This is a genomic window from Devosia sp. P1_H9 (assembly GCF_056405135.1).
The window spans coordinates 60,269-84,767 of the sequence record NZ_JBFUCQ010000007.1 but is presented as its reverse complement, the minus strand read 5'-3'; the positions used below and the strand labels follow the sequence as shown (position 1 = coordinate 84,767).

At 65.5% G+C, this 24,499-nt stretch carries 25 protein-coding genes and 1 pseudogene; 14 read left to right on the top strand and 12 right to left on the bottom strand.

The window, feature by feature from the left end:
- Positions 1 to 392: 392 nt before the first annotated feature.
- Together AC1DYL_RS15250 and AC1DYL_RS15245 are read right to left on the bottom strand one after the other, a co-directional pair.
- Positions 393 to 1,490, bottom strand: a complete 1,098-nt coding sequence (locus AC1DYL_RS15250) for an ATP-dependent DNA helicase (RefSeq protein ID WP_477173812.1) — start codon at positions 1,488 to 1,490, stop codon at positions 393 to 395.
- On the bottom strand, positions 1,490 to 2,176 hold the full coding sequence (locus AC1DYL_RS15245) for a fumarylacetoacetate hydrolase family protein (RefSeq protein ID WP_477173811.1): 687 nt from the start codon (positions 2,174 to 2,176) through the stop codon (positions 1,490 to 1,492). Before AC1DYL_RS15245 ends, AC1DYL_RS15250 begins: the two co-directional genes overlap by 1 nt.
- 263 nt (positions 2,177 to 2,439) lie before the next feature.
- On the opposite strand from AC1DYL_RS15245, the gene AC1DYL_RS15240 reads away from it, so the two are divergent.
- Positions 2,440 to 3,474 (top strand): proline racemase family protein, encoded by a 1,035-nt coding sequence (locus AC1DYL_RS15240; protein WP_477173810.1) that lies wholly within the window; start codon positions 2,440 to 2,442, stop codon positions 3,472 to 3,474.
- Positions 3,474 to 4,727: an NAD(P)/FAD-dependent oxidoreductase gene (locus tag AC1DYL_RS15235; protein WP_477173809.1), complete on the top strand. Its 1,254-nt coding sequence runs from the start codon at positions 3,474 to 3,476 to the stop codon at positions 4,725 to 4,727. Before AC1DYL_RS15240 ends, AC1DYL_RS15235 begins: the two co-directional genes overlap by 1 nt.
- On the opposite strand, the gene AC1DYL_RS15230 is transcribed toward AC1DYL_RS15235, so the two are convergent.
- Entirely contained in the window at positions 4,724 to 5,032 is a 309-nt protein-coding gene (locus AC1DYL_RS15230; RefSeq protein ID WP_477173808.1) for a Dabb family protein, read from the bottom strand. The genes AC1DYL_RS15235 and AC1DYL_RS15230 overlap by 4 nt on opposite strands.
- Positions 5,032 to 5,778, bottom strand: coding sequence for an SDR family NAD(P)-dependent oxidoreductase (locus AC1DYL_RS15225; protein WP_477173807.1), 747 nt, complete (start codon positions 5,776 to 5,778; stop codon positions 5,032 to 5,034). The genes AC1DYL_RS15230 and AC1DYL_RS15225 overlap by 1 nt, the downstream gene beginning before the upstream one ends.
- A gap of 211 nt (positions 5,779 to 5,989) precedes the next feature.
- Between AC1DYL_RS15225 and AC1DYL_RS15220 the strand changes: the two genes are divergently transcribed.
- Positions 5,990 to 6,178 (top strand): DUF4089 domain-containing protein, encoded by a 189-nt coding sequence (locus tag AC1DYL_RS15220; RefSeq protein WP_477151968.1) that lies wholly within the window; start codon positions 5,990 to 5,992, stop codon positions 6,176 to 6,178.
- Positions 6,175 to 7,572 carry an AtzE family amidohydrolase gene (locus tag AC1DYL_RS15215; protein WP_477173806.1) on the top strand — a complete coding sequence of 466 codons (1,398 nt, stop codon included), beginning with the start codon at positions 6,175 to 6,177 and terminating at the stop codon, positions 7,570 to 7,572. Before AC1DYL_RS15220 ends, AC1DYL_RS15215 begins: the two co-directional genes overlap by 4 nt.
- Before the next feature lie 62 nt (positions 7,573 to 7,634).
- On the opposite strand, the gene AC1DYL_RS15210 is transcribed toward AC1DYL_RS15215, so the two are convergent.
- The 3 genes from AC1DYL_RS15210 to AC1DYL_RS15200 are packed head-to-tail and all read right to left on the bottom strand — an operon-like array spanning position 7,635 to position 10,351.
- A complete protein-coding gene (locus AC1DYL_RS15210) occupies positions 7,635 to 8,366 on the bottom strand; it encodes an SDR family oxidoreductase (RefSeq protein WP_477173805.1) in 732 nt (243 codons plus the stop codon).
- Positions 8,367 to 8,394: 28 nt separating this feature from the next.
- Entirely contained in the window at positions 8,395 to 9,234 is an 840-nt protein-coding gene (locus tag AC1DYL_RS15205) for a class I SAM-dependent methyltransferase (RefSeq protein ID WP_477158360.1), read from the bottom strand.
- Positions 9,235 to 9,244: 10 nt separating this feature from the next.
- Entirely contained in the window at positions 9,245 to 10,351 is a 1,107-nt protein-coding gene (locus tag AC1DYL_RS15200; protein WP_477173804.1) for a mandelate racemase/muconate lactonizing enzyme family protein, read from the bottom strand.
- A 118-nt stretch (positions 10,352 to 10,469) separates the two neighbouring features.
- Here AC1DYL_RS15200 and AC1DYL_RS15195 point away from each other — a divergent pair, with 118 nt between their 5' ends.
- The 7 genes from AC1DYL_RS15195 (at position 10,470) to AC1DYL_RS15165 (ending at position 19,437) form a co-directional block, all read left to right on the top strand.
- Positions 10,470 to 11,228 (top strand): IclR family transcriptional regulator, encoded by a 759-nt coding sequence (locus AC1DYL_RS15195; protein ID WP_477173803.1) that lies wholly within the window; start codon positions 10,470 to 10,472, stop codon positions 11,226 to 11,228.
- A 52-nt stretch (positions 11,229 to 11,280) separates the two neighbouring features.
- On the top strand, positions 11,281 to 11,610 hold the full coding sequence (locus tag AC1DYL_RS15190) for an L-rhamnose mutarotase (protein WP_477173802.1): 330 nt from the start codon (positions 11,281 to 11,283) through the stop codon (positions 11,608 to 11,610).
- An 87-nt stretch (positions 11,611 to 11,697) separates the two neighbouring features.
- Positions 11,698 to 12,624, top strand: coding sequence for an ArsR/SmtB family transcription factor (locus AC1DYL_RS15185; protein WP_477173801.1), 927 nt, complete (start codon positions 11,698 to 11,700; stop codon positions 12,622 to 12,624).
- 147 nt (positions 12,625 to 12,771) lie between these two features.
- The gene (gene arfA / locus AC1DYL_RS15180; RefSeq protein ID WP_477151960.1) at positions 12,772 to 14,328 is read left to right on the top strand and encodes an arabinosylfuranosidase ArfA; all 1,557 of its coding nucleotides are present in this window, start codon (positions 12,772 to 12,774) and stop codon (positions 14,326 to 14,328) included.
- A 115-nt stretch (positions 14,329 to 14,443) separates the two neighbouring features.
- Positions 14,444 to 15,220, top strand: coding sequence for a hydroxypyruvate isomerase (hyi, locus tag AC1DYL_RS15175; protein ID WP_477173998.1), 777 nt, complete (start codon positions 14,444 to 14,446; stop codon positions 15,218 to 15,220).
- 102 nt (positions 15,221 to 15,322) lie between these two features.
- Entirely contained in the window at positions 15,323 to 17,974 is a 2,652-nt protein-coding gene (locus AC1DYL_RS15170) for an autotransporter outer membrane beta-barrel domain-containing protein (protein WP_477173800.1), read from the top strand.
- A gap of 200 nt (positions 17,975 to 18,174) precedes the next feature.
- Complete coding sequence (locus AC1DYL_RS15165; protein ID WP_477173799.1) at positions 18,175 to 19,437, top strand: DUF763 domain-containing protein; 1,263 nt, start codon at positions 18,175 to 18,177, stop codon at positions 19,435 to 19,437.
- A gap of 1 nt (position 19,438) precedes the next feature.
- Here AC1DYL_RS15165 and AC1DYL_RS15160 read toward each other — a convergent pair whose 3' ends face one another.
- The 3 genes from AC1DYL_RS15160 to AC1DYL_RS15150 all read right to left on the bottom strand — a co-directional run bounded on the left by AC1DYL_RS15160 (position 19,439) and on the right by AC1DYL_RS15150 (position 21,865).
- Positions 19,439 to 20,332, bottom strand: coding sequence for a transporter (locus AC1DYL_RS15160; protein ID WP_477151955.1), 894 nt, complete (start codon positions 20,330 to 20,332; stop codon positions 19,439 to 19,441).
- A gap of 143 nt (positions 20,333 to 20,475) precedes the next feature.
- On the bottom strand, positions 20,476 to 21,321 hold the full coding sequence (locus AC1DYL_RS15155; protein ID WP_477173798.1) for an MBL fold metallo-hydrolase: 846 nt from the start codon (positions 21,319 to 21,321) through the stop codon (positions 20,476 to 20,478).
- A 13-nt stretch (positions 21,322 to 21,334) separates the two neighbouring features.
- Entirely contained in the window at positions 21,335 to 21,865 is a 531-nt protein-coding gene (locus AC1DYL_RS15150) for a dihydrofolate reductase family protein (protein ID WP_477173797.1), read from the bottom strand.
- Positions 21,866 to 21,991: 126 nt separating this feature from the next.
- Between AC1DYL_RS15150 and AC1DYL_RS15145 the strand changes: the two are divergent.
- Positions 21,992 to 22,480: pseudogene (locus AC1DYL_RS15145) on the top strand (winged helix-turn-helix transcriptional regulator).
- A 6-nt stretch (positions 22,481 to 22,486) separates the two neighbouring features.
- Here AC1DYL_RS15145 and AC1DYL_RS15140 read toward each other — a convergent pair.
- Complete coding sequence (locus tag AC1DYL_RS15140) at positions 22,487 to 22,930, bottom strand: GNAT family protein (RefSeq protein WP_477173796.1); 444 nt, start codon at positions 22,928 to 22,930, stop codon at positions 22,487 to 22,489.
- Between the two features lie 30 nt (positions 22,931 to 22,960).
- Positions 22,961 to 23,707 (bottom strand): phosphotransferase, encoded by a 747-nt coding sequence (locus tag AC1DYL_RS15135; protein WP_477173795.1) that lies wholly within the window; start codon positions 23,705 to 23,707, stop codon positions 22,961 to 22,963.
- 234 nt (positions 23,708 to 23,941) lie between these two features.
- Between AC1DYL_RS15135 and AC1DYL_RS15130 the strand changes: the two genes are divergently transcribed.
- The gene (locus AC1DYL_RS15130) at positions 23,942 to 24,367 is read left to right on the top strand and encodes a YciI family protein (protein ID WP_477173794.1); all 426 of its coding nucleotides are present in this window, start codon (positions 23,942 to 23,944) and stop codon (positions 24,365 to 24,367) included.
- Complete coding sequence (locus AC1DYL_RS15125; RefSeq protein ID WP_477173793.1) at positions 24,367 to 24,495, top strand: hypothetical protein; 129 nt, start codon at positions 24,367 to 24,369, stop codon at positions 24,493 to 24,495. Before AC1DYL_RS15130 ends, AC1DYL_RS15125 begins: the two co-directional genes overlap by 1 nt.
- Positions 24,496 to 24,499 lie beyond the last annotated feature (4 nt).

Below are 24,499 nucleotides of genomic sequence, written 5' to 3'. Positions count from 1 at the left end.
ACTGTTCGGAGTTTTTGCGGGGACCACGAGGAAGCGTTCGCACGCCGTGCCAAGCACGGAAACGGTGGACGGGTGCCCATAGCCGCGGCCGCCAGGGGACGGCTCCCCCAGCACCGAAGTCGCCCCACCGACCGTCCGTACGCGACCGCGCCCGTGTGGGTGACAGGGGGAGAATCGCATGGTGTAGGAGTGGGGGGATTACTTCGTGCAGATTTTCTTTGATGCGGCAGTTGTCTCCCTCCCCCGTTGCGGGGAGGGATCAAGGGTGGGGGGCGCAACACGCTCCGGCGGTGCGTGGGACGGGGTGTGGCGCTATCGCTTCGGCCGAGCAGAAGCGGTCGCAACCCGGGAAGCGAAATACCGACAAGGTGTTACCGCAAAGTCGCAGCAGCCTAGCTGACGACAGTAATCTTCTCGCTGGCGCGGGTGACGCCGGTGTAGAGCCAGCGTTGCCGGTCCTCGCGGAAGACGTAGCTTTCGTCGAACAGGTAGACGTTGTCCCACTGGCTGCCCTGGGCTTTGTGCACAGTGAGGCAGTAGCCAAAGGTGAACTCGTCGTACTGGCGGCGTTCGGGCCAGCTCAGCTGATCTTCTTCGCCGGAAAAGAATGCGGCGTGGGTGACGACCTTGGCTTGGGTCACCTTGGCGCCGGTGACTTCGTCCGGATCGAGCGTCATCGAATAGCGGGCGTTGGAGCGCTTCTTGACTTCGGCGGCGGTCCAGATCTGGCCATTGAGGAGCTTCTTGATCGGGTTGTTGCGGAGGCAGACGAGGCGATCGCCGGAGACCGGTTCGTGCCGGGGCAGGTTCTTGATCTCGCGGATGCGGTCGTTGTAGGCGACGCGCGTCTTGTTGCGGCCGGCCAGCACCTGGTCGGCCTCCATCACCGCATCGCGGTCGACGTCGGAGCGTGGGATGACGAGGCTCTCGCCGTAGCGGCCGTGCTCGAGATAGCCGCCCTCGCGGATCTCCATCGACATGCGGATGATCGGATTGTCCGCCGCCTGCCGGTGGATTTCGGTCAGCATGTAGTCGGGCTCGTCCGCGGTGAAGAAACCGGCGCCCTGTACCGGCGGCAGCTGGAACGGGTCGCCCAAGACCAGCACCTTGGTGCCGAAGCTCAGGAGGTCGCGGCCGAGTTGCTCGTCGACCATCGAGACTTCGTCGATGACGATCAGGTCGGCGGTCAGCGCCTCGCTCTCGGGGTCGAGCGCGAATTTCGGCTCGCCGTCCTTTTCCGACACAAGCGCGTAGATCAGCGAATGGATGGTCGACGCGCCGCGTGCGCCATACTTGCGCATCACCATCGCCGCCTTGCCGGTAAAGGCGGCGTACTTCACCGACTTCACGCCTTGCGCAAGATGGCGGGCGAGCGTCGACTTGCCGGTGCCGGCCCAGCCGAACAGGCGGAAGACTTGCTTGCCGTCCTTGTCCTTCAGCCAGCGCGACACCGCTTGCAGCGCTTCATCCTGTTGCGGCGACCACTCCATCAGGCGATGCGCACCGTGACGGTTCCGATGCCGGCGATGGAGCCCTCGAGCAGGTCACCCTTCACCACGGCGGAAACGCCGGCCGGCGTGCCGGTGAAGATCAGGTCACCGGGGAAGAGTTCGAAGTACTTCGACAATTCGGCGATCACGTGGGCGACGTCCCAGGTCATGTCGGCGATGTCGGCCGACTGCCGGGTTTCGCCGTTGACGCGGAGTTCGATAGCTCCCGTCAGCGGCGCAGCGATGCCCTTGGTCGGGACCAGCGTGCCGATGGGAGCCGAATGATCGAAGCCCTTTGCCACTTCCCAGGGTTTCGCGCCCTTCTTGGCCCAGGCCTGCAGGTCGCGGCGGGTGAGGTCGATGCCGACGGCATAGCCCCAGACGTGGTTCATCGCATCGGCGACGGCGATGTTCTTGCCGCCGGTGCCGATAGCGGCGACCAGCTCGATCTCGTGGTGGTAATTGTCGGTCTGCGGCGGATAGGGCGAATCCGCGCCGTTGATCACCAGCGCATCGGCGGGCTTGGAGAAGAAGAACGGTGGTTCCGCATGGGGGTCATGGCCCATTTCGCGCGCATGCTCGGCATAGTTGCGGCCCACGCAATAGATGCGGCGCACCGGATAGAGGCCACCACCGGCGACGGGGACGGCGGGCTGCGGCGGCGGCGCAATAACGTATTCGGACATCTCGTTTCCCATCTTCAGGCGCGCCACACTAATCGAATCGGCCGTGGGACAAAATGAGAACTTTGCGGCCGTTCACGATACTGTCGAAAGCTCGACGCCCGGGATCACGCGTTGTCAGATCGCGATGCCACTTGACTTGCCGACCGGCGCGCGTTCGGGTCCGGCCGCTACAAGGAGCCGCAGTGAATGCAGATTGTCGACAACTTGATTGCGGGGCGCGAGTGCTTTGCGCTAGGGCTAGCTGAGTAGAGACGGAGCGACGGATGCGCTGGCAGAGAACCGTGACCATGGTCGAGGCGCATGCCGAGGGCGAGGTCGGCCGCGTCGTCACCGGTGGGGTGATCGACGTGCCCGGCGCGACCATCGCCGACAAGCTGCGGCATATCAACGAGGTGGACGACAGCCTCCGCCGCTTCCTGGTGTTCGAGCCGCGTGGCGCCGCGGCGATGAGCACCAACCTGATCTTTCCGCCCACCCGGCCGGATGCCGATATCGGCTTCCTCGTGCTGCAGGGTGACAAGGCGCACGCGATGAGCGGCTCGAACTCGATCTGCCTCACCACGGTGCTGCTCGAGACCGGCATGCTGCCGATGACCGAGCCCGAGACCATTGTGCGGATCGACACCGCCTCCGGGTTGGTCACGGCGCGCGCGCACTGCCGCAACGGTAAGTGCGAGCGGGTGACGCTGACCATGAACCCGTCTTTCGCCTACGATCTCGATGTGGTGGTCGAAGTCGAAGGGCTGGGCAAGGTGAAGGTCGACATCGGCTACGGCGGCATCTTCTACGGGCTGATTGACGCCGCGCAGCTGGGCCTCGAAATCCAACCGGAGATGGCGAAGCGCCTTGTCGAGGCCGGCACCGCCGTGCATCGCGCCATCAACCAGAAGCTCGATATCCGGCATCCGGAGATCGAGGCGATCCGCGGCATCTCCTACACCATGTTCACCGGCCGCAATGCTGCGGGCGAACTGAAGGGCGCCACCATCCTGCCGCCCGGTCGCATCGACCGCTCGCCTTGCGGCACCGGCAATTCAGCGCGGCTCGCGGTGGCGGCGGCGCGCGGCGAGGCGAAGCTCGGCGACAAGTTCACCGCGCGCTCGATCATCGACTCGACCTTCGAGGTCTCCTATTCCGCCGACACGAGCGTCGCGGGCCGGCCGGCGATCATCCCGACCATTGCGGGGCGCGGCTGGATCCACGGCATCCACCAGGTCGGCTGGGATCCGTCCGACCCTTATCCGCATGGCTACTCCGTGGCCGACACCTGGGGCGACGCGTTCGATCTGTTGAACTGATGAAACCACTCGCTCAAGGCTCGACCATTGCCGTCATCGGCGGCGGCATCATCGGCACCAGCGCCGCCTATGTGCTCAACGAGCGCGGCTATCGCGTCACGCTCTACGATCGGGCGGAGCCCGGACGCACCGGGCCGAGCTTCGGCAACGCCGGACATGTTGTCGGCTCCGGCATTTTCCCGCTGGCAGAACCGGGCATCGCGCTCACCGGCCTGCGGATGCTCGCCGATCCCGAGGGGGCACTGAAGGTGCCGCCGGCTTATCTCGGCAAGATCACCCCGTGGCTCTGGCGCTTCTGGCGCGCCAGCTATGGCGATGCCTACGAGCGCGGCATCCAGGCGCTGATCGGCATGAACCGCGGCGCGGTCGGGGACACCGAGGCGCTGTGGGGCCGGGCGGGCGTCGGCCACATGCTGAAGCGGGCGCCGGCGCTCTATCTCTATGAGAGCGAAGCCAGCTGGAACGCCTCGCGCTCGCACTGGAAGCGGCGGATCGCCGAGGGTTTTGCCTCGCACTTCGTCGACGGGGCGGCGATCCGCGAGCTCGAGCCGCACCTTGCGCCAATCTTCCCGCGCGGCGTGCTGTCGGACGACTGGGCCATCGTCACCGATCCATTCGAGGTGGTGACCGGCCTGTTCGAGGCTGGGCTGGCCCGCGGCATCACGCACCAGCGCGTCGAGGTGACGGCGGTCGCGCCGGCGGGCGAGGGCGTCGAGCTGGTCGCGGATGGTCGCGCAACGCCGTTCGACGCAGCGCTGATTGCTGCCGGCGTCTGGTCGCGGCCGCTGGCCGATGGGCTGGACGAGCACCTGCCGGTGGAGGCCGAACGCGGCTACAACCTGACCTTCCCCGGGCGACAGGCGGCCATCAACCGGCCGCTGGTGCTGAGCGACCGCGGCGTCGTGGCAACCTCATTGACCCCGGGCCTGCGGCTCGGCGGCTGGACCGAACTGGGGGGCACCGAGCTGCCGCCGAACCCTTCGCGCTGGAAGAAAATGGCCGAGATTGCCGGCGCGGTGCTGCCCGAACTCGCCGGGGCAGAGGCCAACCCGTGGATGGGGCATCGGCCGTCAGTGCCAGATTCGGTGCCGGTGATCTCGCGCTCCGGCAGGCACCCGAACGTGTTCTATGCTGTCGGGCACGGCCATTACGGGCTGAGCCAGTCGGCCAAGACCGCCGTCATGATCGGCGAACTCGTCGCGGACGCGGCCGACGAGCGCTATGCGGCGCATTCGATTTCGCGGTTCGCCTAGACCTCGATGTCGAACACCAACAAGCCGTCGCGACCGCCTTCGAGGGCGGCCACCAGCCGCGCGCCAGCCTCCTTGTGCTTGCCGTCGGCTAGGTAGGCATCGCGCGCCGCCACGTCCGGGAAATCCGTCGTGAAACCATCGACGAAGCCCTGGTGCAGGCCCTCGGGCGAAATGTTCGGCCCGTAGCTCATGGCATCGAGCTCGAGGTGCTCTCCGAGCGCCGCGAGCTGTTCATAGATGCCCCGCTTCTCGGCGTCAGGAACGTCGGCGCGAAACTTGACGAAGACACAGTGCCGGATGGTCATCAGTAGGTCGTCCTTCCGCCGCTGAGGTCGAACACCGAGGCAGTGGTGAAGCTGTTCTCGTTGCTCACCAGCCAGGCAACCATGTTGGCGAGCTCGTCCACCTCGAGGAAGCGGCCGCGCGGGATGCGACTCAGCATGTACTCGATGAATTCCTGGCTGACGTCCTTGAGGATCGCCGTGTTGGCAACTGCCGGGGTGATGGCGTTGACCGCGATGTCGTACTTGGCGACTTCCTTGCCGAGCGCCTTCACCAGCCCGAGCACACCGGATTTCGAGGCGGCATAGGCCGCGGCGTTGGGGTTGCCTTCCTTGCCGGCGACCGACGAGATGTTGACGATGCGGCCGTAATTGCGGGCCTTCATCGAGGGGATGACGACGCGGTTGACGTAGAACGTGCCGTTGAGATTGACCTCGATGACCCTGCGCCATTCGTCGAGCCCATATTCGTCGAGCGGCGCGTTCTTGCCGGCGATGCCCGCTGAGTTGAGGAGGATCGAGACCGGCCCGACCTCGCTCTCCACTGCGGCATGCGCGGCAGCGAGCCCATCATAGTCGGTGACGTCGACGGTCTTGCTGGAGGCGCCGGCACCGAGCAGACCGACCGCAACCTTCAGCGCTTCGGCGTCGCGGTCCCAGAGGCTGACCTTGGCGCCGGAGGCGATGAAACGCTTGGCGCAGGCAAGGCCGAAGCCGGAGGCGCCGCCGGTGATCACGGCCACCTGCCCGTTCAGATCGATCTGATTCACTTGGGGTTCCCTCGTTGCCGGTTTTCCCGGCCGTTTCCTCGCCACGAGAGCTAACATGTCAGTTGCCGCGAAACCAGTCATTCGCGACCGCGTTCAGTGCGACGATCAAGATGATTGCCGCGCAAGGTGCTGTCGTGTGAGGGTTATTTCCGGCCGGCATTTCGAGAGCGGGGGGCCGCTCTCGGCTGGTCGATTTGAGGCGTCACGCGACATGGCCTACAAACCCTTCGATGCCGATGCGCTGATCGATGCTGCGGCGCCGCTTCTGCAACTGCGGATCGCCCCCGAGCATCGGGCCGGCATCAAGCTGAACCTGAAGACCGCATCGAAGATGGCGGCGCTGGTCGAGCAGGTAAAGCTCGATGACGACGCCGAACCCGCGCCGGTCTATCGCCCATGAAGGCCACCGCCGGCGCCGCCGAAATTGCCGAGGCCGTAAAGAGCGGCGCCACAACGGCACGTGCCGTGACCGAGGCGGCGCTAGCCCGCATCGAAAAGCACAACCCGATGCTCGGCGCCTTCACCGACGTCACCGCGACCCGGGCGCTCGAGCAGGCCGAACTGATCGACGGCAAGATCAAGAATGCCATGGATCCCGGCCCGCTCGCCGGGGTGCCGTTCGCGGTCAAGAACCTGTTCGACATCGAGGGCGTGGTGACGCGCGCCGGCTCGAAGATCAACCGCGACAACCCGCCAGCGACGCGCGACGCGACGTTGATCACTCGGATGGAGGCGGCGGGCGCCGTGCTGCTCGGCGGGCTCAACATGGGCGAGTATGCCTATGACTTCACCGGCGAGAACGTCCACGACGGCCCGTCGCGCAACCCACACGCGCTGGACCGGATGTCGGGTGGATCCTCGGGCGGTTCGGCGAGCGCGGTGGCCGGCGGGCTGGTGCCGCTGAGCCTGGGCTCGGATACCAATGGCTCGATCCGCGTGCCGTCATCGCTCTGCGGGCTGTTCGGGCTGAAGCCGACCTATGGTCGGCTGAGCCGGGCGCACAGCTTTCCGTTCGTCGCCAGCCTCGATCATCTCGGCCCATTCGGCCGTTCGACCCGCGACCTGGCGCTGGCCTATGACGCGATGCAGGGGTTCGACGAGGCCGATCCGGCGCAATCGAAGCGGGCGAACGAACCGACGGTGGCGCGGTTGAAGAACCCGCTTCCGGGACTCCGTATCGCCGTGGCCGGCGACTACTTCCTCGGCTCCAGCGAGGCGCAGGCGCATGTGCAGAAGGTGGCGAAGGCGCTCGAGGTGACCAAGACCGTCACCCTGCCCGACGCCCAGGCGGCACGAGCAGCGGCGTTCATCATCACCATGGCGGAAGGCGCGGCGCTGCATCTCGACCGGCTCAGGCAACGGCCGGACGACTTCGACCCCGAGGTGCGCGATCGCCTGCTCGCCGGCGCCATGCTGCCGGCGGTGTGGGTGGAGCGGGCGCAAAAGCTGCGCCGGGTGTTCCGCGAGAAAGTGCTGCGGCTGTTCGACGGCGTCGATGCCATCCTCGCGCCCTCCACGCCGATGAAGGCACCGCTGCTCGGGCAGAAGACCGCGATGTTCGGCGGCGTCGAGCTGCCGGTGCGGCCCAACATGGGCATCTTCACCCAGCCGATCTCGTTCATCGGCCTGCCGGTGGTTTCGGTGCCAGTGTGGCTCGATGGCGCGGACCTGCCGCTCGGCGTGCAGGTGATCGCGGCGCCTTGGCGCGAGGACGTCTGCCTCAGGATCGCCCATCAGCTGGAAACCGCCGGAGTGTGCCGGGCTCCGGTCGCCAAGGGCTTTGACGACGACTGACGGATGCGAAAACGCCGCGACCCCAAGGCCGCGGCGCTTGATCATTACACGTTATGGGACGCTTACGCGGTCCAGCCGCCATCGATGATGTGGGTCTGGCCGGTAGTGTAGGTCGCGCCAGCAAGGTAGACGGCGAGGTCGGCGACCTCTTCCGGCTGGGCGATGCGGCCGATCGGCTGGCGGGCGATGAAGGCTTTCTTGGCTGCCTCGAAATCCCCGGTGGCGTGCCAGCGCTCATGCAGCGACGGCGAATCCACGGTGCCGGGGCAGATGGCGTTCACCCGGATGCCCTTGGCGGTGTAGTCGGCGGCGATCGACTTGGTGAGCCCGACCACAGCGGCCTTCGAGATGGTGTAGGCGGCGCGGTTGGGGACGCCCTTCACCGACGAGGCAACGGTCGCCATGTTGATGATGCAGCCATCGGCGCGTTCCAGCATCTGCGGCAGCACGGCCTTGATGGCGCGGATCTGCGCCCAGACGTTGAGATCGAACGCGAACTCGAGGTCCTTGTCCGGCATCTCCATGACATTGCCCGAGTGCACCACGCCGGCGCAGTTGAACAGGATATCGATGTGGCCGATTTCGGCCACCGCCTTGTTCACTTCCTCGGTGCTGAGCACGTTGAGAACGCGGGTGGTGACACCCGGGGTGCCGTCGAGCTCTTTCAGCTTGGCGGCATTGATGTCGGTGGCGATGACCTTGGCGCCGGCCTTGACGAAGGCATGCACCGAGGCGAGGCCGATGCCCTGCGCTGCGGCAGTGATGAGGACGATCTTGCCGCTGATGTCGGCCATGGGGTTGCTCCAGTTCTTGCTTGTTGTCTCAGGCAGCGAGGTGCGCGTCCGGCGCGTGCCTAGCGGTGTAGATGGCGGTGGTCATGTTGCGTTCGACGCGGCCATCGAATTGCGTGGCTGCGATCTCGAAGAGGCCGTCGAGAAGGCGCACCCGTTCGAGCGCAGGCAGCGCCGTCACGTTGGAATAGGTGGAGTAGAGCGCGCGTACCCCTCCGGGGTCGAGGGCGTGCGTCCAGCGCAGGAACTGCGGCTCGTCTGCAACGAACCCTGCCGCGTCAAAATCTGCGAGACGGGCGTCGGCGTCGCTGGCGAACGAAAGTCTGCCCGAACCATTACCCGCGCTGACGCGGTGTCCTTCGAACAGGTGTGCTGTGGCCTCGTGGAACGGATCAGGACGGCCGGCGTCGCCAAAGTCGTTCCAGATCAGCGCCACGGCGCCATCATCTCGCAGCATGTCGCTGATGCCTTTGAGCGCCGGAACGGGGTCGAGCCAATGGAACGCGGTCGCACTGATCACTAGGTCGAAGGACGCGGGCCGCAGTTCCACATCCTCGAATGTCTCGTCGATCACCGTGAGGCGTGGATCGTCGGCGGCCTTGGTAAGAAAGCCGGCGAGGCGACGATCCGGCTCGATCGCCACCAGCCGCGCCGGATCATGTGCCAGCAGCGGCAGTGTCGCGAGGCCGGTGCCGGCGCCAATCTCGAGAATATCGATGCCGGCACGCAGGCCGGCCCCCTGCACGAGCGCCTCCCACGTCGCCTGCGGATAGGGCGGCCGGGCGCTGTGATAGTTCGCGGGGTCGGCGCCGAACGCTTCCCTGCCGAAGCTCCGCTCCAGGCTGGCTGGCTCGCTTCCAACAATCGGCACGGCGGCGCTCCTAGAGATGGATCGAATGCGAGCCTTCGACGGTCATCCGCTCGATGGCGTCCAGGTCCCATGCGATGCCGAGGCCCGGCTTCGAAGACGGGATCGCCTTACCATCCCGGATGGTCATCCGTTCAGTCGTCAATTCGTCTAGCTGCGGAATGTACTCGACCCAGCGGCCATTGGGGATGGCGGCACAGAGCCCGACATGCAGCTCCATGAGGAAATGCGGGCAGACGGCGATGTTGAAGGCCTCGGCCATGTGGGCGACCTTCAGCCACGGCGTGATGCCGCCGATGCGACCGACATCGACCTGGATGATCGAGCAGGCGTGGCGCTCGAGATACTCGCGGAAGTGCATCGCCGAATAGAGGCTCTCGCCCACCGCGATCGGGATCGACGTGTGGTCGACCAGCCGCGCGTGGCCAGAAATGTCCTCGGCGGTCACCGGCTCCTCGAACCAGCCAATATCGATCGGTTCGTAGGCGCGTGCCCGGCGGATCGCCTCGTCGACATTGAAGCGCTGGTTGGCGTCGGTGAAGATCTCGAAACCGGGCCCCACCGCCTCGCGCACCGCGGAGATACGCCGCACGTCCTCGTGGATCGGCCGCCCCACCTTCAGCTTGCAGCCGCCAAATCCGTCGGCCTTGGCGCGCAGCGCATCCTCGATCAGGGCTGCTTCCTCGAGATGCAGCCACCCGCCCTCGGTGGTGTAGAGCGGGATGGCATCCTGTGCACCGCCGGCAAGGATGTGCAACGGCAGCCCGAGTCTCCGCGCCTTCAAATCCCAAAGCGCGGTATCGATCGCAGCCAGTGCGATGGAGGTGATGGCGCCCGTGGTGGTGGCGTGGGTGAGGAAGAGCAGGTCGCGCCAGATCTTTTCGATCTCCAGCGCCTCGCGGCCAACGATTGCGGGGACCAGCGTGCGCTTCAGCAGCTCAATGACCGAATGCCCGCCGGTGCCGATCGTGTAGCTATAGCCGGTGCCGGTGACCCCGTCGCTGTCCGTGATCCGGACTATCGGGGTTTCCTGCGAAACGAAGGACTGGATGGCGTCGACCCGCTTCACCTTGGGGACGAGGTCGACCATCAGCACTTCGACCCGCGCGATCCGCGCCATGGTTCCCTCCAGCAGTCTCGCGCACCGGCTGAATCCGGCTTGTTGTGCATATGTGAAAAGACTATTCGTGAGTAAGCACGAGGGGTTTGCGGCGTCAATCGCGCCGAACGGAGGGGGCATGGTTCAGGTCGAAGATCTGGAGAAGTACCGCGCGCCCGCCCTCGACAAGGGCCTCGATATCCTCGAACTGCTGGCGGCCACCGAAGAAAGCCTCAGCCAGGCCGAGATCGCCAAGGCGCTCGACCGGTCGCCCAACGAGATCTATCGCATGCTTGACCGGCTGGTGCATCGCGGCTTCGTCCGCCGCACGCCGGCCGATCGCTACGAGGTGACGCTGAAGCTGTTCGAGCTTGCCCACGCGCGGCCACCGCTGCAGCGGCTGCTGAGCCAGGCTATGCCGGTGATGCGCCGCTTCGCCCGCGATGCCGAGCAGGCCTGTCATCTCGCCACCTACGATCGCGGCAACCTGGTGGTGGCGGCGCAGGTCGATGGGCCGGGCTACTGGAATGTGTCGGTGCGCGTCGGCTCGCGCATCAGCCTGATCAATACCGGTTCGGGGCACGTGCTTCTCGCCTTCGCTGCTGCCGACGAGCGGCGCCTGATGCTCGACGAGCAGGACCAGCCGGAGCAACTGACCGCGGCCCTGGAGGAGCGCCTGACGCGGGTGCGCCAGCAAGGGTTCGAGAACATGCAGAGCCTGCAGATCGCGGGCGTGAACAACCTCTCCGTGCCGATCCTCGGGCCGATGGGCCGGGTGCTCGCGGTGTTCACCTGCCCCTATTCGGAGCGGCTCGACGTCAAGACCGCGCCCAGTGGCGACGTAGTGCTGCAGATGCTGATCGCCAGCGGCCAGGAGATTTCGCAACGGCGCGGGTGATCAAGGGAATAAGCGGCACCTGCCGCACGGCATATTTGAGGAGGATATTGCAATGAAGCGTTATGGGGCGGTGCTGGGGCTGAAGCCCGAAGCGGTGGCCGACTATGTGCGGGTGCATGCCGCGGTGTGGCCGGATGTGCTGAAGCAGATCAGGAACTCCAACATCCGCAACTACTCGATCTTCCTGAAGCAGCCGGAAAACCTGCTGTTCTCGTACTTCGAGTATATCGGCACCGACTATGAGGCCGACATGGCGGCGATGGCCGCCGACCCGGTGACCCAGGAGTGGTGGTCGGTCTGCATGCCGATGCAGCAGCCACTCGAGACCCGCAAGGACGGCGAATGGTGGGCCTCGGTGGACGAGGTGTTCCACACCGACTGAGCCGGCACCGGCAGCAGCCCATCGTTTGACTGTACCGAACTTCCTGATACAAACGCCCTCTGCGTTTTTTGGGGGGCGCCACGACTCATGAGCCGCAACTTCCTGCTTATCGACCCTGAGGAGAGGCCCGAGGTGCTGAAGGCGCTGGCCTCCGAAGTGCGCGTGGCCATCCTCAAGCTCCTCCACATCGAAGGGGCGATGAACGTCAATGACATCGCCGCCAAGCTCGAGCAGCCGCAATCGACGGTCAGCTCGAACATGCAGACGCTGGTCGAGGCCGGGCTGGTGCGCACCGAGACCCAGAAGGCCCGCAAGGGCAACCAGAAGATCTGCCACAGCCTGTTCGACGAAGTGCTGGTGATGTTCAAGGAAGACATCCGCCCGCTCAAGGCCAATGTCATCGAAGTGGCGATGCCGCTGGGGCTCTATACCAGCTGCGAAGTCTCGGCGCCGTGCGGGTTGTGCTCCACCGAGGGGATCATCGGGCTGCTCGACGTGCCCGATACTTTCCTCGATCCCGAGCGCATGAAAACCGGGCTGATCTGGTTCACCCGCGGCTATGTCGAGTACCAGTTCCCCAACAACGCAAGGCTGGCGCAGCAGAAGATCAACTCGATGGAGTTTTCCATCGAACTGAGCTCGGAGGTGCCGGGCACCAGCGCCGACTGGCCATCCGACATCACCGTCGGGGTCAACGGCCAGGACATCGGCACCTGGACCTCGCCCGGCGATTTCGGCGACAAGCGCGGCGTCTACACCCCGGATTGGTGGAAACTGAAGGGCAGCCAGTACGGCAAGCTGAAGAGCTTCCGCGTCAACGGCTCGGGCACCTATGTCGATGGCATGAAGATCTCGCCGGTGTCGCTGAAGGACCTCGATCTCGATACCCACCACTCGATCCGGCTCAGGATCGGGGTGAAGGAGGATGCCAAGCACCCGGGCGGCATCAACATCTTCGGCCGTGGCTTCGGCAACTACGATCAGGACATCGTGCTCCGGATCGAGACCGAATAGCAGGCTTTCGACTGGCCAAAACCGGCACAAAGTCCACGCCTGGACCGTGAACTCTGCCGGTGGCTCTGCCCTCTTGACGCGTCGCCGTCGGTTCCATATCAAGCTAGACGATATAAATCACCAAAACGGGTGACATAGGAGGAGCCGATGCGGGCGACGGTTACGGCGCACAAGGACTACACCATTTCGAAGATCGACGATCGCGTCTATGGCGCGTTCCTCGAACACCTCGGGCGCGCCATCTACACCGGCATCTACGAGCCCGGCCACGAGACCGCCGACAAGAACGGCATGCGTGGCGACGTCGCCCAGCTGGTCCGCGAGCTGAAGGTGCCGATGGTCCGCTATCCGGGTGGCAACTTCGTTTCGGCCTATAACTGGGAAGACGGTGTCGGCCCGCGCGAGCAGCGCCCGACCCGCCTCGATCTCGCCTGGCACACCTCGGACAGCAACGCCGTGGGCGTCCACGAGTTCGCCGACTGGTGCGACCTCGTCGACACCGAGATGATGCTCGCCATCAACCTCGGCTCGCGCGGCCTCGACGACGCCCGCAACTTCCTCGAATACGTCAACGGCCCGACCGGTTCGTACTGGGGTGACTTGCGCAAGAAGAACGGCCGCGCCGACCCCTTCAACGTCAAGCTCTGGTGCCTCGGCAACGAGATGGACGGCCCCTGGCAGGTCGGCCACAAGACCGCGCACGAGTACGGCCGGCTGGCCAATGAAGTCGCCAAGACCATGCGCGCCTTCGACAAGAAGCTCGAGCTGATCGTCTGCGGTTCGTCCCACGCCAACATGCCGACCTATCCCGATTGGGAACGCGAGGTGCTCGAGCACACCTACGACAACGTCGACCATATCTCGCTGCATATGTACTTCGCCAACCGCGAGAACGAGCAGGCCCTGCTCGACGGCGCCGGCCCGGACGTGCTGGCCAAGAACAGCGCCAACTACCTGGCGCTCAACGAAAAGCTCGACGGCTACATCGCGACGGTCGCCTCGACCATCAACTTCGTGAAGGCGAAGAAGCGTTCGAAGCACAACGTCTATATCAGCTTCGACGAGTGGAACGTCTGGTACCACTCCAACAAGCAGGACCGCGTCATCCTCGACGGCAATGGCGGCTGGCCGCATGCGCCGCGCCTGCTCGAAGACATCTATAACTTCGAGGACGTGCTGCAGGTCGGCCTGATCCTCAACACCTTCATCCGCCGTTCCGACGTGGTGAAGCTCGCCTGTATTGCGCAGCTGGTGAACGTGATCGCGCCGATCATGACCGACCCTAAAGGGCAGGCCTGGCGGCAGACCATCTACTACCCCTACTACTTCGCCTCGGTGTTCGGCCGTGGCACGACGCTGCAGCTCAATGTTAAGTCGCCCGGCTACGACTCCGTGCATGGCGACAATATCGGCTATGTCGACGTCTCGGGCGTCCACAACGAGGAAGACGGCACCATCAGCTTCTTCGCAGTGAACCGCCACGCCACGGAATCGATCGATGTGGACCTGAGCCTCGAAGGCTTCGGCGCTGCGACCGTGATCGACCACCAGGTGATGACCCACGAGAATCTGCGCGCGGTGAACACTGCGACCGCCCAGACCAATGTCGCCCCGGCCAAGGGTTCGGGCGCCAAGGTCGACGGCAAGACGTTGAGCGTGAAGCTGGCGCCCTACTCGTACCAGATGATCCGCGTGAAGGTCTGACCCGACCCGGCTTTTGGTCTAACTTTTCTGGGGGTCCTCCCGGAAAATGTCCTCCGACGCGCTCTCCCGGCGCGCCGGAGGGCGGCAATTTCGCGGGCCCGTCGAGGTGCCGCGTTTGCCGAAATTCTCCGCCAACCTGTCGTTCCTCTATCCCGAGCTGCCGTTTCTCGACCGCTTTGCCGCGGCCGCGGCCGATGGCTTTCGGGCGGTGGAATATGCGGTGCCCTATGTGGCGGAGGCCGAGGAACTGGCGGCGTTGCTCGCCGCGCACGGCCTCGAACAGGCGCTGTTCAACATGCCGGCGGGTGACTGGGACGGCGGCGAGCGGGGCATCGCCTGCCATCCGGACCGCCTGGATGAGTTCCGCGCAGGCGTCGACGTCGCGATCCGCTATGCCCGGGAGCTGCGCTGCCCGAGGGTGAACTGCCTCGCCGGCGTTGCGCCGCGCGGTATCGCTGCAGAGGTGCTGGAGTCGACGCTGGTGGCGAACCTGCAATACGCGGCGCCACGATTTGCCGAGGCGGGCGTGCAGTTGCTGATCGAGCCGATCAACACGCGCGACATTCCGGGCTTCGTTCTCTCCACCGCGCGCCACGCCGAGCGGGTGCTGGATGCGGTGGGTTCGGACAACCTGTTGATCCAGTACGACATCTACCACCAGCAGGTGACGGCCGGCGACCTGGTGCCGACCTATGAACGGCTAAAGCGGCGCATCGGCCACATCCAGATCGCCGATGCACCGGGCCGGCATGAGCCGGGCACCGGCGAGATCAACTATGGCTTCGTGCTCTCCGAGCTCGACCGTCTGGGCTATGACGGCTGGGTCGGCTGCGAGTATCGCCCCTTGGCCGGGACCAGCGAGGGGTTGGGCTGGATGACGCCCTACCGCTGAACCATGCCCTGTGTTGCCCCGGTCTGCCCCGTGTAGTCAGCTACGCCTGATCACTCGCGGCCCCTAGGCTCGATCGCAGTTTAGGGTCGGGGGCGTTTGACCATGAGGATTGTGAAGCGCGGAGGCAGCCGGCGCCTTGTGGCGATTGCGGTCGCTTTGCAGCTGTCGCTGGCGCAGACGCAGGCGGTCGAGATCGCCTCTACCGCCACCGGGATGAACCTCAACCTCGAGACCGGACCTATTGCGAACGTTGCGACCGGCGTAACTGTCGACAGCACGTCGGGCGGCATCGCCATCTTCGGCACCGGCACCTGGACGTTGACCAACAGCGGCAGCATCAGCGGCGTCGGCATCGCAGGGGATGCGATCAAGCTCGACGGCGCCGCCTCGTCGGTGACCAACTTCTTCTCGATCAGCGCGGTCGACACCGGCATCACGTTGCTTGGCGGCGGCAGCGTCGACAACAAGCTGGGAGCGACGATCGCCACCGGCACCAGCGCCATCGTCATCGGCACCAATTCGGCGGGAGCCGGCACGGTCACCAATGCTGGCGCCATCACCCAGACCGGCACTGCGAGCGACCTCGTTGCGCTCAAGTTCGGCGGCAGCGTCACCAATCTCGCCGGCGCGACCATCACCGCCAACAGTTCCGGCAACGCCGTTTCCATCAGCAATGGCGCTTCGCGCGAGGTCTACAATTCCGGCACCATTGTCAACACCCGGCTGACCGGCAACTCCACCGGCGTGCTGGTGCAGGGCGGCGCCGCCACCATCACCAACTACGCCACCGGCTTCATCAAGGGTGGCTTCAACGGCATCTATGCCAGCGGTTCGGCGCCGCTCACGCTGACCAATGCCGGAACCATCGAGTCGACCGGCGCCAGCGCCAGTTCCAAGGCTGTGGAGGCGACGGCCGGCGGGATCATCATCAACTCCGGCACCATCAAGTCGGCCTCAGGCGATGGGCTTTACCTCAATGGCACGGGCACGGTGACCAACTCCGGCACCATCACCGGCGCCGTCAACGCCATCAACTTCAACGGCAGCACGACACGGACGCTGAAGCTCGACACCGGCTCGGTGCTGAATGGGTTGGTGAAGGGCGGAACCGGCACCGACAACCTGGTGCTGCTGGGCAGCGGCAGCGAGAGCCTCGGCAAGTTCCTCAACTTCGAGACCCTCTCGATGCAGGGTAGTGCCTGGACCATCAACAATGCCGGTGTCTTCATGACCAGCTCCGAGGTGCAAGCGGGCGTGCTGACCGCGCTCGGCACGCTGACCAGCCCGACCATCGATATCAGGGCGCTCGGAACCATCAAGGGCACCGGTACACTGGTCGGCGCGGTGAAGAATGCCGGCACAATGGACCTGACGGCTGGCACGCTCAACGTTACCGGCACCTATGGCAACGAGGGCGGCAGCACCTTCAGGGTCGGAGTCACCCCGGCGGCCGTTGCCGGGAAGCTCGCCGTTTCAGGCGTCGCGACGCTGAGCGGCGGCACGGTGAGCGTCTCCACCGGTTCCGGCTCCTACGCACTCGGCAGCGGCTATCAGATCCTCACCGCTGGGGGCGTTGCGGGCGGCTTCACCGCCGTGGTCGACGACTCCGCCTTCCTCGAATTCGTGCTCGATTACGACACACCCGGCGAGGTGTGGTTGCGCGTTTCGGCGATCACGAMCCTCCCCGCGATCGCCKAAACGCCAAACCAGTTCGCCACCGCCACGACGCTGCAGGCCATGCCGGCGACCCCGGTGTTCGACGCCGTAGTGCCGTTGAGCGCGGCGGATGCGCTGGAGGCGTTCGATGACCTCTCGGGCGAGATCCATGCTTCAACGCTGCGGGTGCTGCTCGACGCCAGCCGGCATCCGCGCGACGCAGCCTTCGATCGGGTCGATGCGGCGTTCGCGGCGATTGCCGAAAGCCAGGTCGGCGCACGCAACATTTGGGTCCGCGGCTATGGCGCCGGCGGCACGGTGGAGGGCGACGGCAATGCCGCCGGTTTGGACTACGGCTCGGGCGGGTTGCTGGTTGGCGTCGATGGAGTGGTGAGCCGCGAGGTATTCCTGGGCGTGCTGGCCGGCACCGGCGCGGACGCGATCCGGATACCGGAGCGGGACTCGCAGGCCGAGGCGGTGAGCTACCAGCTTGGCATCTATGGCGGTGCGGCGCTGGGCGAGGTGCGTGTGGCATTTGGCGCGGCCATGGCCTCGCACCAGGTGTCGGTGACCCGCATGCCTGATTTTGCCGGCTTCAGTGAGACGCTGACCGCGGATTACACCACCACCACAGCGCAGCTGTTTGGCGAACTCGGCTACGCGTTCGAACTCGGCGAGACGACGCTGACGCCGTTCGTGCGCGCGGCACTGATCGGGCAATCGGGCGGCAGCTACCGTGAGAGCGGTGGCGACGCGGCGCTTGCCGGCGCCTCGGGCGATCTTGGCGCTGCGGTGTTGATCGCCGGGCTGAAGGCGGCCCAGGATTTTACACTCGGCGACGGGGTGGTGGTGCACGCCAGGGGGATGGTCGGGATGCAGCACATGGCAGGCGACCAGCCGTCGGCGACGCACGGCTTCGACAGAGGTTCGCCGTTCACGGTGACAGGGGCGGGGATCGGCGATACCGCCTTGCTGCTGGAAGCAGGGTTCGGCACCGAGCTCGCACCTGGGGTGAGCCTTGACCTCGGCTATCAGGGGCAGTTCGGCGGCGAGGCCTCGGTGCATGCGGTGAAGTTCACGCTGTCGGGGAAATTCTAGGAGGCGGGTGCGCCGATACGAGCTGACCCCCGCTCCTGTCTCTTCCCTCCAAGAATGGGGAGGGAGACCATCACAGGCACGTCGAGGCTTTCGTCCCTGTTGAGGGGAGGGGACAGGGGTGGGGGTCGGCGCGCATCACGAGCTGGTTTGTTTCCTGTTTGTTCCTGTGGTAAGGTTCCATCGAACCAAGGAACTGACCGATGGCCAATCGAGGCGGAAGCGCCGATCTGCCGCTGCATGGCGGGCGGGTGCCGAAATGGTTGAGCGAGCGGATGGCGCGGCTCGGGGCGGTGATCTGCCAGGCGATCGTCATGGAATATGGCCGGGACGAGCTGCTGAGCCGGCTGGCGCATCCATTCTGGTTCCAGTCGTTCGGCGCCGTCATGGGCATGGACTGGCACTCCTCGGGCATCACGACCAGCGTCATCGGCGCGCTGAAGGGCGGGTTGCGGCCGCTGGAGCGCGAACTTGGGCTGCATGTCTGCGGCGGGCGCGGGCGGCATTCGCGCAAGACCCCTGATGAACTGGTGGCGATCGGCAACCGCGTCGGCTTCGATGGCGCGGCGCTGGCCAAGGCCAGCCGGCTGGTGGCGAAGGTCGACAGCGCTGCGGTGCAGGACGGGTTCGAGCTCTACCTCCACGGCTTCATCGTTGCCGATGATGGGCACTGGGTGGTGGTGCAGCAGGGGATGAAGGGCGATGCAAGGACCGCGCGGCGCTATCACTGGCGCTCCGAGGGGTTGCGCAGTTTCGTCGAGCAGCCGCATGCGGCGATTGAGGGGGCGGGCCAGGGGACGATCGTCAACCTGACCGACGTGCGGGCGGCGCGCTCGCGGACCTCGCAGGTTGATATCCTGGGCGGCATGGGGCCGGATGCCATCGTGCGAGAGGTCGGCCGTATCGAGGGGATCGCCGAGCCGGCGCCGGTGGCGGATGACCAGTTGATGCTGCCGCACCTGGTGATGCCGGAGCATCACGATATCCGCCCCAAGGACGTGATGCTGCGCCGGCTGCACGGCAGCCTCGCCGCGGCGGCCGACCGCGCACCCACCGATTTCACCGAACTGCTGCTGGTGCCGGGCGTCGGCGCGCGCACCGTACGGGCGCTGGCGCAGGTGGCCGAAGTGGTGCACGGCGCGCCGCACCGCTTCGCCGATCCTGCCCGCTTTGCCATGGCGCATGGCGGCAAGGACGGCCATCCCTTCCCGGTGCCGCTCAAGGTCTACGACGAGACCATCCGCGTGCTGAAGTCAGCGGTGGGCAAGGCGAGGCTCGGCCGCGACGAGGAGCTCGATGCGATCAAGCGCCTCGACCGCCAGTCGCGCCAGCTCGAAGCCGGCGCCACCGGCCCGAGCTTCCACGAGTTCATCGCCGAAGAACGCCGTCGCGCCCCGGAATATGGCGGGCGAACGGTGATGGACGACCTGCCGAACGCCTATGCCCGCGCCAAGATGCGGGTCTGAGCTAGAAGAGGAAGGACGAGGTGGCCTTGAAGCCGCGGGCCGCCGTATCCGGGTCACTTGAATAGACGAACTCCTCGTAGCTCAACCGCAGCGCAACGGACGGACTAAGCGACAGGCCGAGTGTTGCCCCGAGCGCAAGCGTCTCCAGTGCGTCACCCTGCGCGACGCCGTCGAACGAGGTCTCACCGCCGGCGATGTAGGCACCGTCGAGGGAAGCCCACACGGTCGGGCTGAAGTTGCGGGTGATATGGCCCTCGAGCCCCCATATCGGCTCCTGGCTGGTCACAGTGATCGGGCCGGGCGTATCCTCGTTGTCACCGAAGATCTGCACGAACGGGACGATTTCGAACGTCATCAGCTCGGGGTCGATCATCGAGTCTGCCAGCACGTAGCTGATCGGCACGCTGGCCTGCAGCGACCAACGGTTTTGTCCCAGGTTCACGAACTGGTCCGAGTCATAGGCACCGGTCGGCAGGAACAGCTTTGCGGCAAGGTTGGCGCGAAAACCTGGCTTGTACTGGACGAAATCCATCGGCGAGAGCGATGGCGACCCGACGAGCCCCAACACGCCGCCCACGAAGAGATCGCCCTGGACGAGGCCAGTGCTCTGCTCGATGACGCCCCCCATGAGGGAGCCGGACAAGCCGCCAATCGGCATGCCGATCAGAATGGCGCCGGCGTTTCCGAACACGTTGATCGACTGGCGATACGACGGCGTCACGACGCCCACGTCGTACACGCCAGAGGGAAGTTCCGTGTGCAGGCCCGTCGCAGTCAAGCTGATGATGTCGGTGCCTTCAGGAAGCAGATGATAGGCACGCGCTCCATCCTGAGAGAGCGCACCGGTGATCATCAAGAATGATGCCACCACGAATGCAATTGATCTCGCGAGCACGATTTCCCTCCACAGCCCAAGCGGATGTACAGTGCACCGGCCGCGAAGGAGTACCAAAGAGATTCTCCACGTTCCACAGGCGCAGCGGCGCAGGAGTGGCACGATGTCCACAATAACCGTTCCGCGCCGGGGAGCGAAGGCCCTCACACCACGAACCTGAATGCGTCGCCGTCGCGGACGATGTGGCCGGCGGTGGGGGCCGCGAAGTGGGTGCCGATGACGAGGATCGGCTGGTCGGCCCATTCGGCAAAGAGGCGCGAGCGGGTGAGCACGGCGGTCTTGGGGTCGACGTCCGCGAGCATCCAGTCGGGATGCGCCATCTGGCATGGGTGGTGGGTCATGTCGCCGGTGATCACCGCCCGCTGGCCCTCGGACTCGATCATCACGCTGACATGGCCGGGCGTGTGGCCGATGGACGGCGTGAGCCGGATCTCCGGCGAGATCACGTGGTCCTGCTCCACCAGCTGGACGAGGCCGGCCTCGAAGATCGGCTTGATGCTGTCTGCCATCGCCGCCACCTGTTCGGCTTCGTCGACGCCTTTCCAGAAATCGTATTCCTGCCGGCCGATGAGATAGCTCGCCCGAGGGAAGGTCGGCACCCATTTGCCGTTCTCGAGCATGGTGTTCCAGCCGATGTGGTCGACATCGAGATGCGTGCATACCACGGCGTCGACACTGTCGCGCGACCAGTCCGCCTCGCCAAGCTGCTCGAGGAACGGCGTCGACAGGGCCTCACCACCGGTGAACTCGCGCGGCCGGTCGTTGCCGACGCAGGTGTCCACCACCAGCCTCAGCCCCGGCGCCTCGACCAGCAGCGCGTAGACGCTGAGGTTGAGCGTGCTGTCGTCCGCGCTGACAAAGTGCGGATAGAGCCACGGCAACTTGCGCAGCGCCTCAGGCGTCGCCCCTCGCATGAACTCGACAGGCACCGGCAAATCCATTTCGACGATGCGGGTGATCTTCACCCGGCCCACCTGCCAGCTCAGCATCGCTCACCCCTCTTCAGGCCGGCACGTAGGTCAGGAGGATCACGTCCTTGTCCACCTGCTCGCTGGCGGCAAGGTGGAGCGGCGGCCGGGGGCCGGCGAAGAAGGGGTCGCCGGACCCGAGCACCACGGGGTGAAGGTAGATGCGATACTCATCGATCAGCCCGAGGTCGGTCAGACTCCGCGCCAGGACCGGTCCGCCAACTTCAATCACCCCATCATGCTCCGCCTTGAGCTTGCGCACCGCCGCCTCGAGGTCAGGCTCGACGAGCGTCGCGTTGGGACCGACCGATTTCAGCGTTTTCGACACCACCCATTTCGGCGCACTCCGCCACGCCGCCGCGAAATCGCGTTCGTCCGCCCCCCAATCGGCCTGGTCTTCGTCCCAATACTGCATGATCTCGTAGAGGCGGCGACCGTAGAGACTCCCCGCATTGCTCTGCGCCTGCTCGATGAAGTGGCGGAAAAGCACGGGGCTTGGTGCAAACGCGGTGTAGTCGACATAGCCATCCAGAGACTGGTTCATTCCAAAGACGAGCTTTGCCATGCGCTGGCTCCAATCGATTGGCGGCGGTCCGCCGGGACCGCGTTCATTTGCGCCGAACACTGTGCTAACAGTCGGTCTCGGCCCGGAACCACCTCTATTTTGCAACCAGTTTGGCGGATGGATGCGATGAGCTATCGACGCGCGGGATGCCCGATCAACAATACGCTTGATACCTTCGGGGATCGCTGGAGCCTGATCATCCTGCGCGACAGCATGTTCGGCGGCCGTCGCCGCACTTTTCGGTCTTATCTCACCGAGAGCATCGAGGGGATCGCGTCAAACATCCTGACGGACCGCCTCAAGCGCCTGACCGCCAATGGGCTGCTCACGCGCAGCGCTGATCCGGGCCACAAGCAGAGGGTCGTCTAGAGCCTGACCGAGAAGGCGATCGAACTCGTGCCCCTGATGGCCGTGATGGGCAGCTGGGGACTGCGTCACACACTCCCGGCGGCAGACCTCGCAACTGGGGCACAAGTGCTCGAGGACGGCGGCCCGCAGCTCTGGTCCGAGTTCATGCAGGAGCTGCGGCATATCCACCTCGGAGCGCCGCCGCCCGAGGTATCGGCCTTCGCCAAGATGCAGGTGGCTTACGAAGCTACCCTGACGCCGCCGTAGCGGTGCTCACTCGTCCTGCAGGTTGTAGGTGAGGCGCGGCCAATCATTGCCGGACAGCCATTCCAGCAGAAGCGCCCGGAAGGATTGGTTGGAAGCGGCCACCCCCCTGCGCCACCACCATATGACGTCGGCCAATGTCTGGCCGGCAATCGATGGATAGACATACAGGCACCCGAGGTACGCCCCGTCGGTGTTCTCGATCACCCACGCAAAGCTTCGCCGGGCCTCGAACTCTCGCTGATGCCAGGCGAGATCGATGAGGTTCTTTTCCTTTGTCAGGCCGTCCGGCCACTTCGAACCGGGGTTCGCGGCCTTGATATCGGCCGCGCTTTCCATGACCGCGCTGAAGTCTCGCTCCAGGTCATTGATCGAGAGCGCCCTCAGCGTGAGATCCCCCAGAGTATGGACGGCGGGAATTGATCTGTTCTTGAACTGCGGGTGCGGCTTCATCTCGTAATGGCTCGCATTGGCTATCGATGCTCAGACCGCCCGAACTTCGGCAAGTCGCTTGATTGAGTACTCGTCGTCCCAGCAGACGGCGGCTTCCCACGCGGCCGACGCTTGCTCGGCGATGTCACGAGCGGCGCCATCGAGGCCGGCGGCGTTGTGGGGCAAAGAACCCAGGTCGAGGTCGGGGACGTCGACATGGGCCTCGTCCCAGTCGATCAGCGCGACCTGGTTCGTGGTCATCCGCACGTTGGCGGGACTGTTGGGGTTGCCGTGGACAACGCGGGTCTCACGTCCGGCGAGCCGCGCCCACGCTGCTCGGCATCGCGCAACGCCGTCGGGCGGCATCGCGGTGAGATCGATCCTCGTTCCGGTCTCGGCGACGAGGAGGTCGGTCGAGGATCGCCAGCCTGGGCGCTGCGGCCAGCCCCGCGTCGACTGATGCAGTTGGCGCAGCGTGTCGGCCACGCGACGCCAGTCGGTCGCCGTCTCGGGCGGCCCGCCCTCCATGTATTTCATCACCACCAGGCCGTCCGCGAACAGCCGGCCATCGGTGGTCGGGATCGGCACCGGCACGGTCAGACCCGCGCGGTCGAGGTGCTGCATGAGCCCAGTCTCCCACGCGAGATCAGCGTCGCTCCTGCTGCCGAGGCGACCGACCGCCAACTGCCCGTTGATGCGCACGCTCCACACGTCGTTGGCCACGCCGCCGGTAAGGGGTTCGATGCGAACGACGTCATCACCCCACCGCGCGAGTACCTCCCATCCTCCTGACGACATTTACGATTCGACCCCGATTGGTGCTCAACTCGAAACAAGCCTAACGCGGATCAGCCCGAGCGACACATTCAAAAACCGGCGCAAGGCAGATCGCTGATATTCCGATGGACACCAGCGTCCGCCTCAGTTTCCCTGACCTAGATACTTCGCAAGGACAGTGTCCTTTTCTGAAAGCCCCGTTCGTCGTTCCATTGCTAGGCCGATCAGGGCCGGCTCTGACAAAGGAGACAATCGATGCGTGTGATGGTGTTCGGGAAGGCCAGCGAGGGCAGCGAAAAGGGCGAGGCGCCCACGCCCGAGGCGTTTGCGGCGATGGACCGGTTCACCGAGGAGCTGGTCAAGGCGGGGGTCCTCGTGGCAGGCGCCGGGCTCAAGAACAGCGCGGAGTCCAAGCGCATGACCATCGAGGGCGACCGGCGCACGGTCATCGATGGGCCGTTCGCCGAGACCCGCGAGCTGGTCGCCGGTTTCCAGATCTGGGAGGTCAAGGACATGGACGAGGCCGTGGCCTGGCTGAAGCGCTACCCCAATCCCATGCCGGGCAAGAGCGAAGTCGAGATCCGCCCATTCCTCGAGGCGGCGGACCTGGCCGAGTTCCTGACGCCCGAGGAGCTGACGACGCCCCGTGACGGCGAGCGCGGCAAGCTCGGGGTCGCGTGATGAGAGAGAAGCTGTCCATGTCGATGGATGGCTTCGTGAGCGACCTCGCGGGCACCAACACCTGGATGTACAGCGATGATCCGGAAGCGGTGGCCTTTGGCGTGGGCCTGACCAGATCCGTGGGCTAGGCGG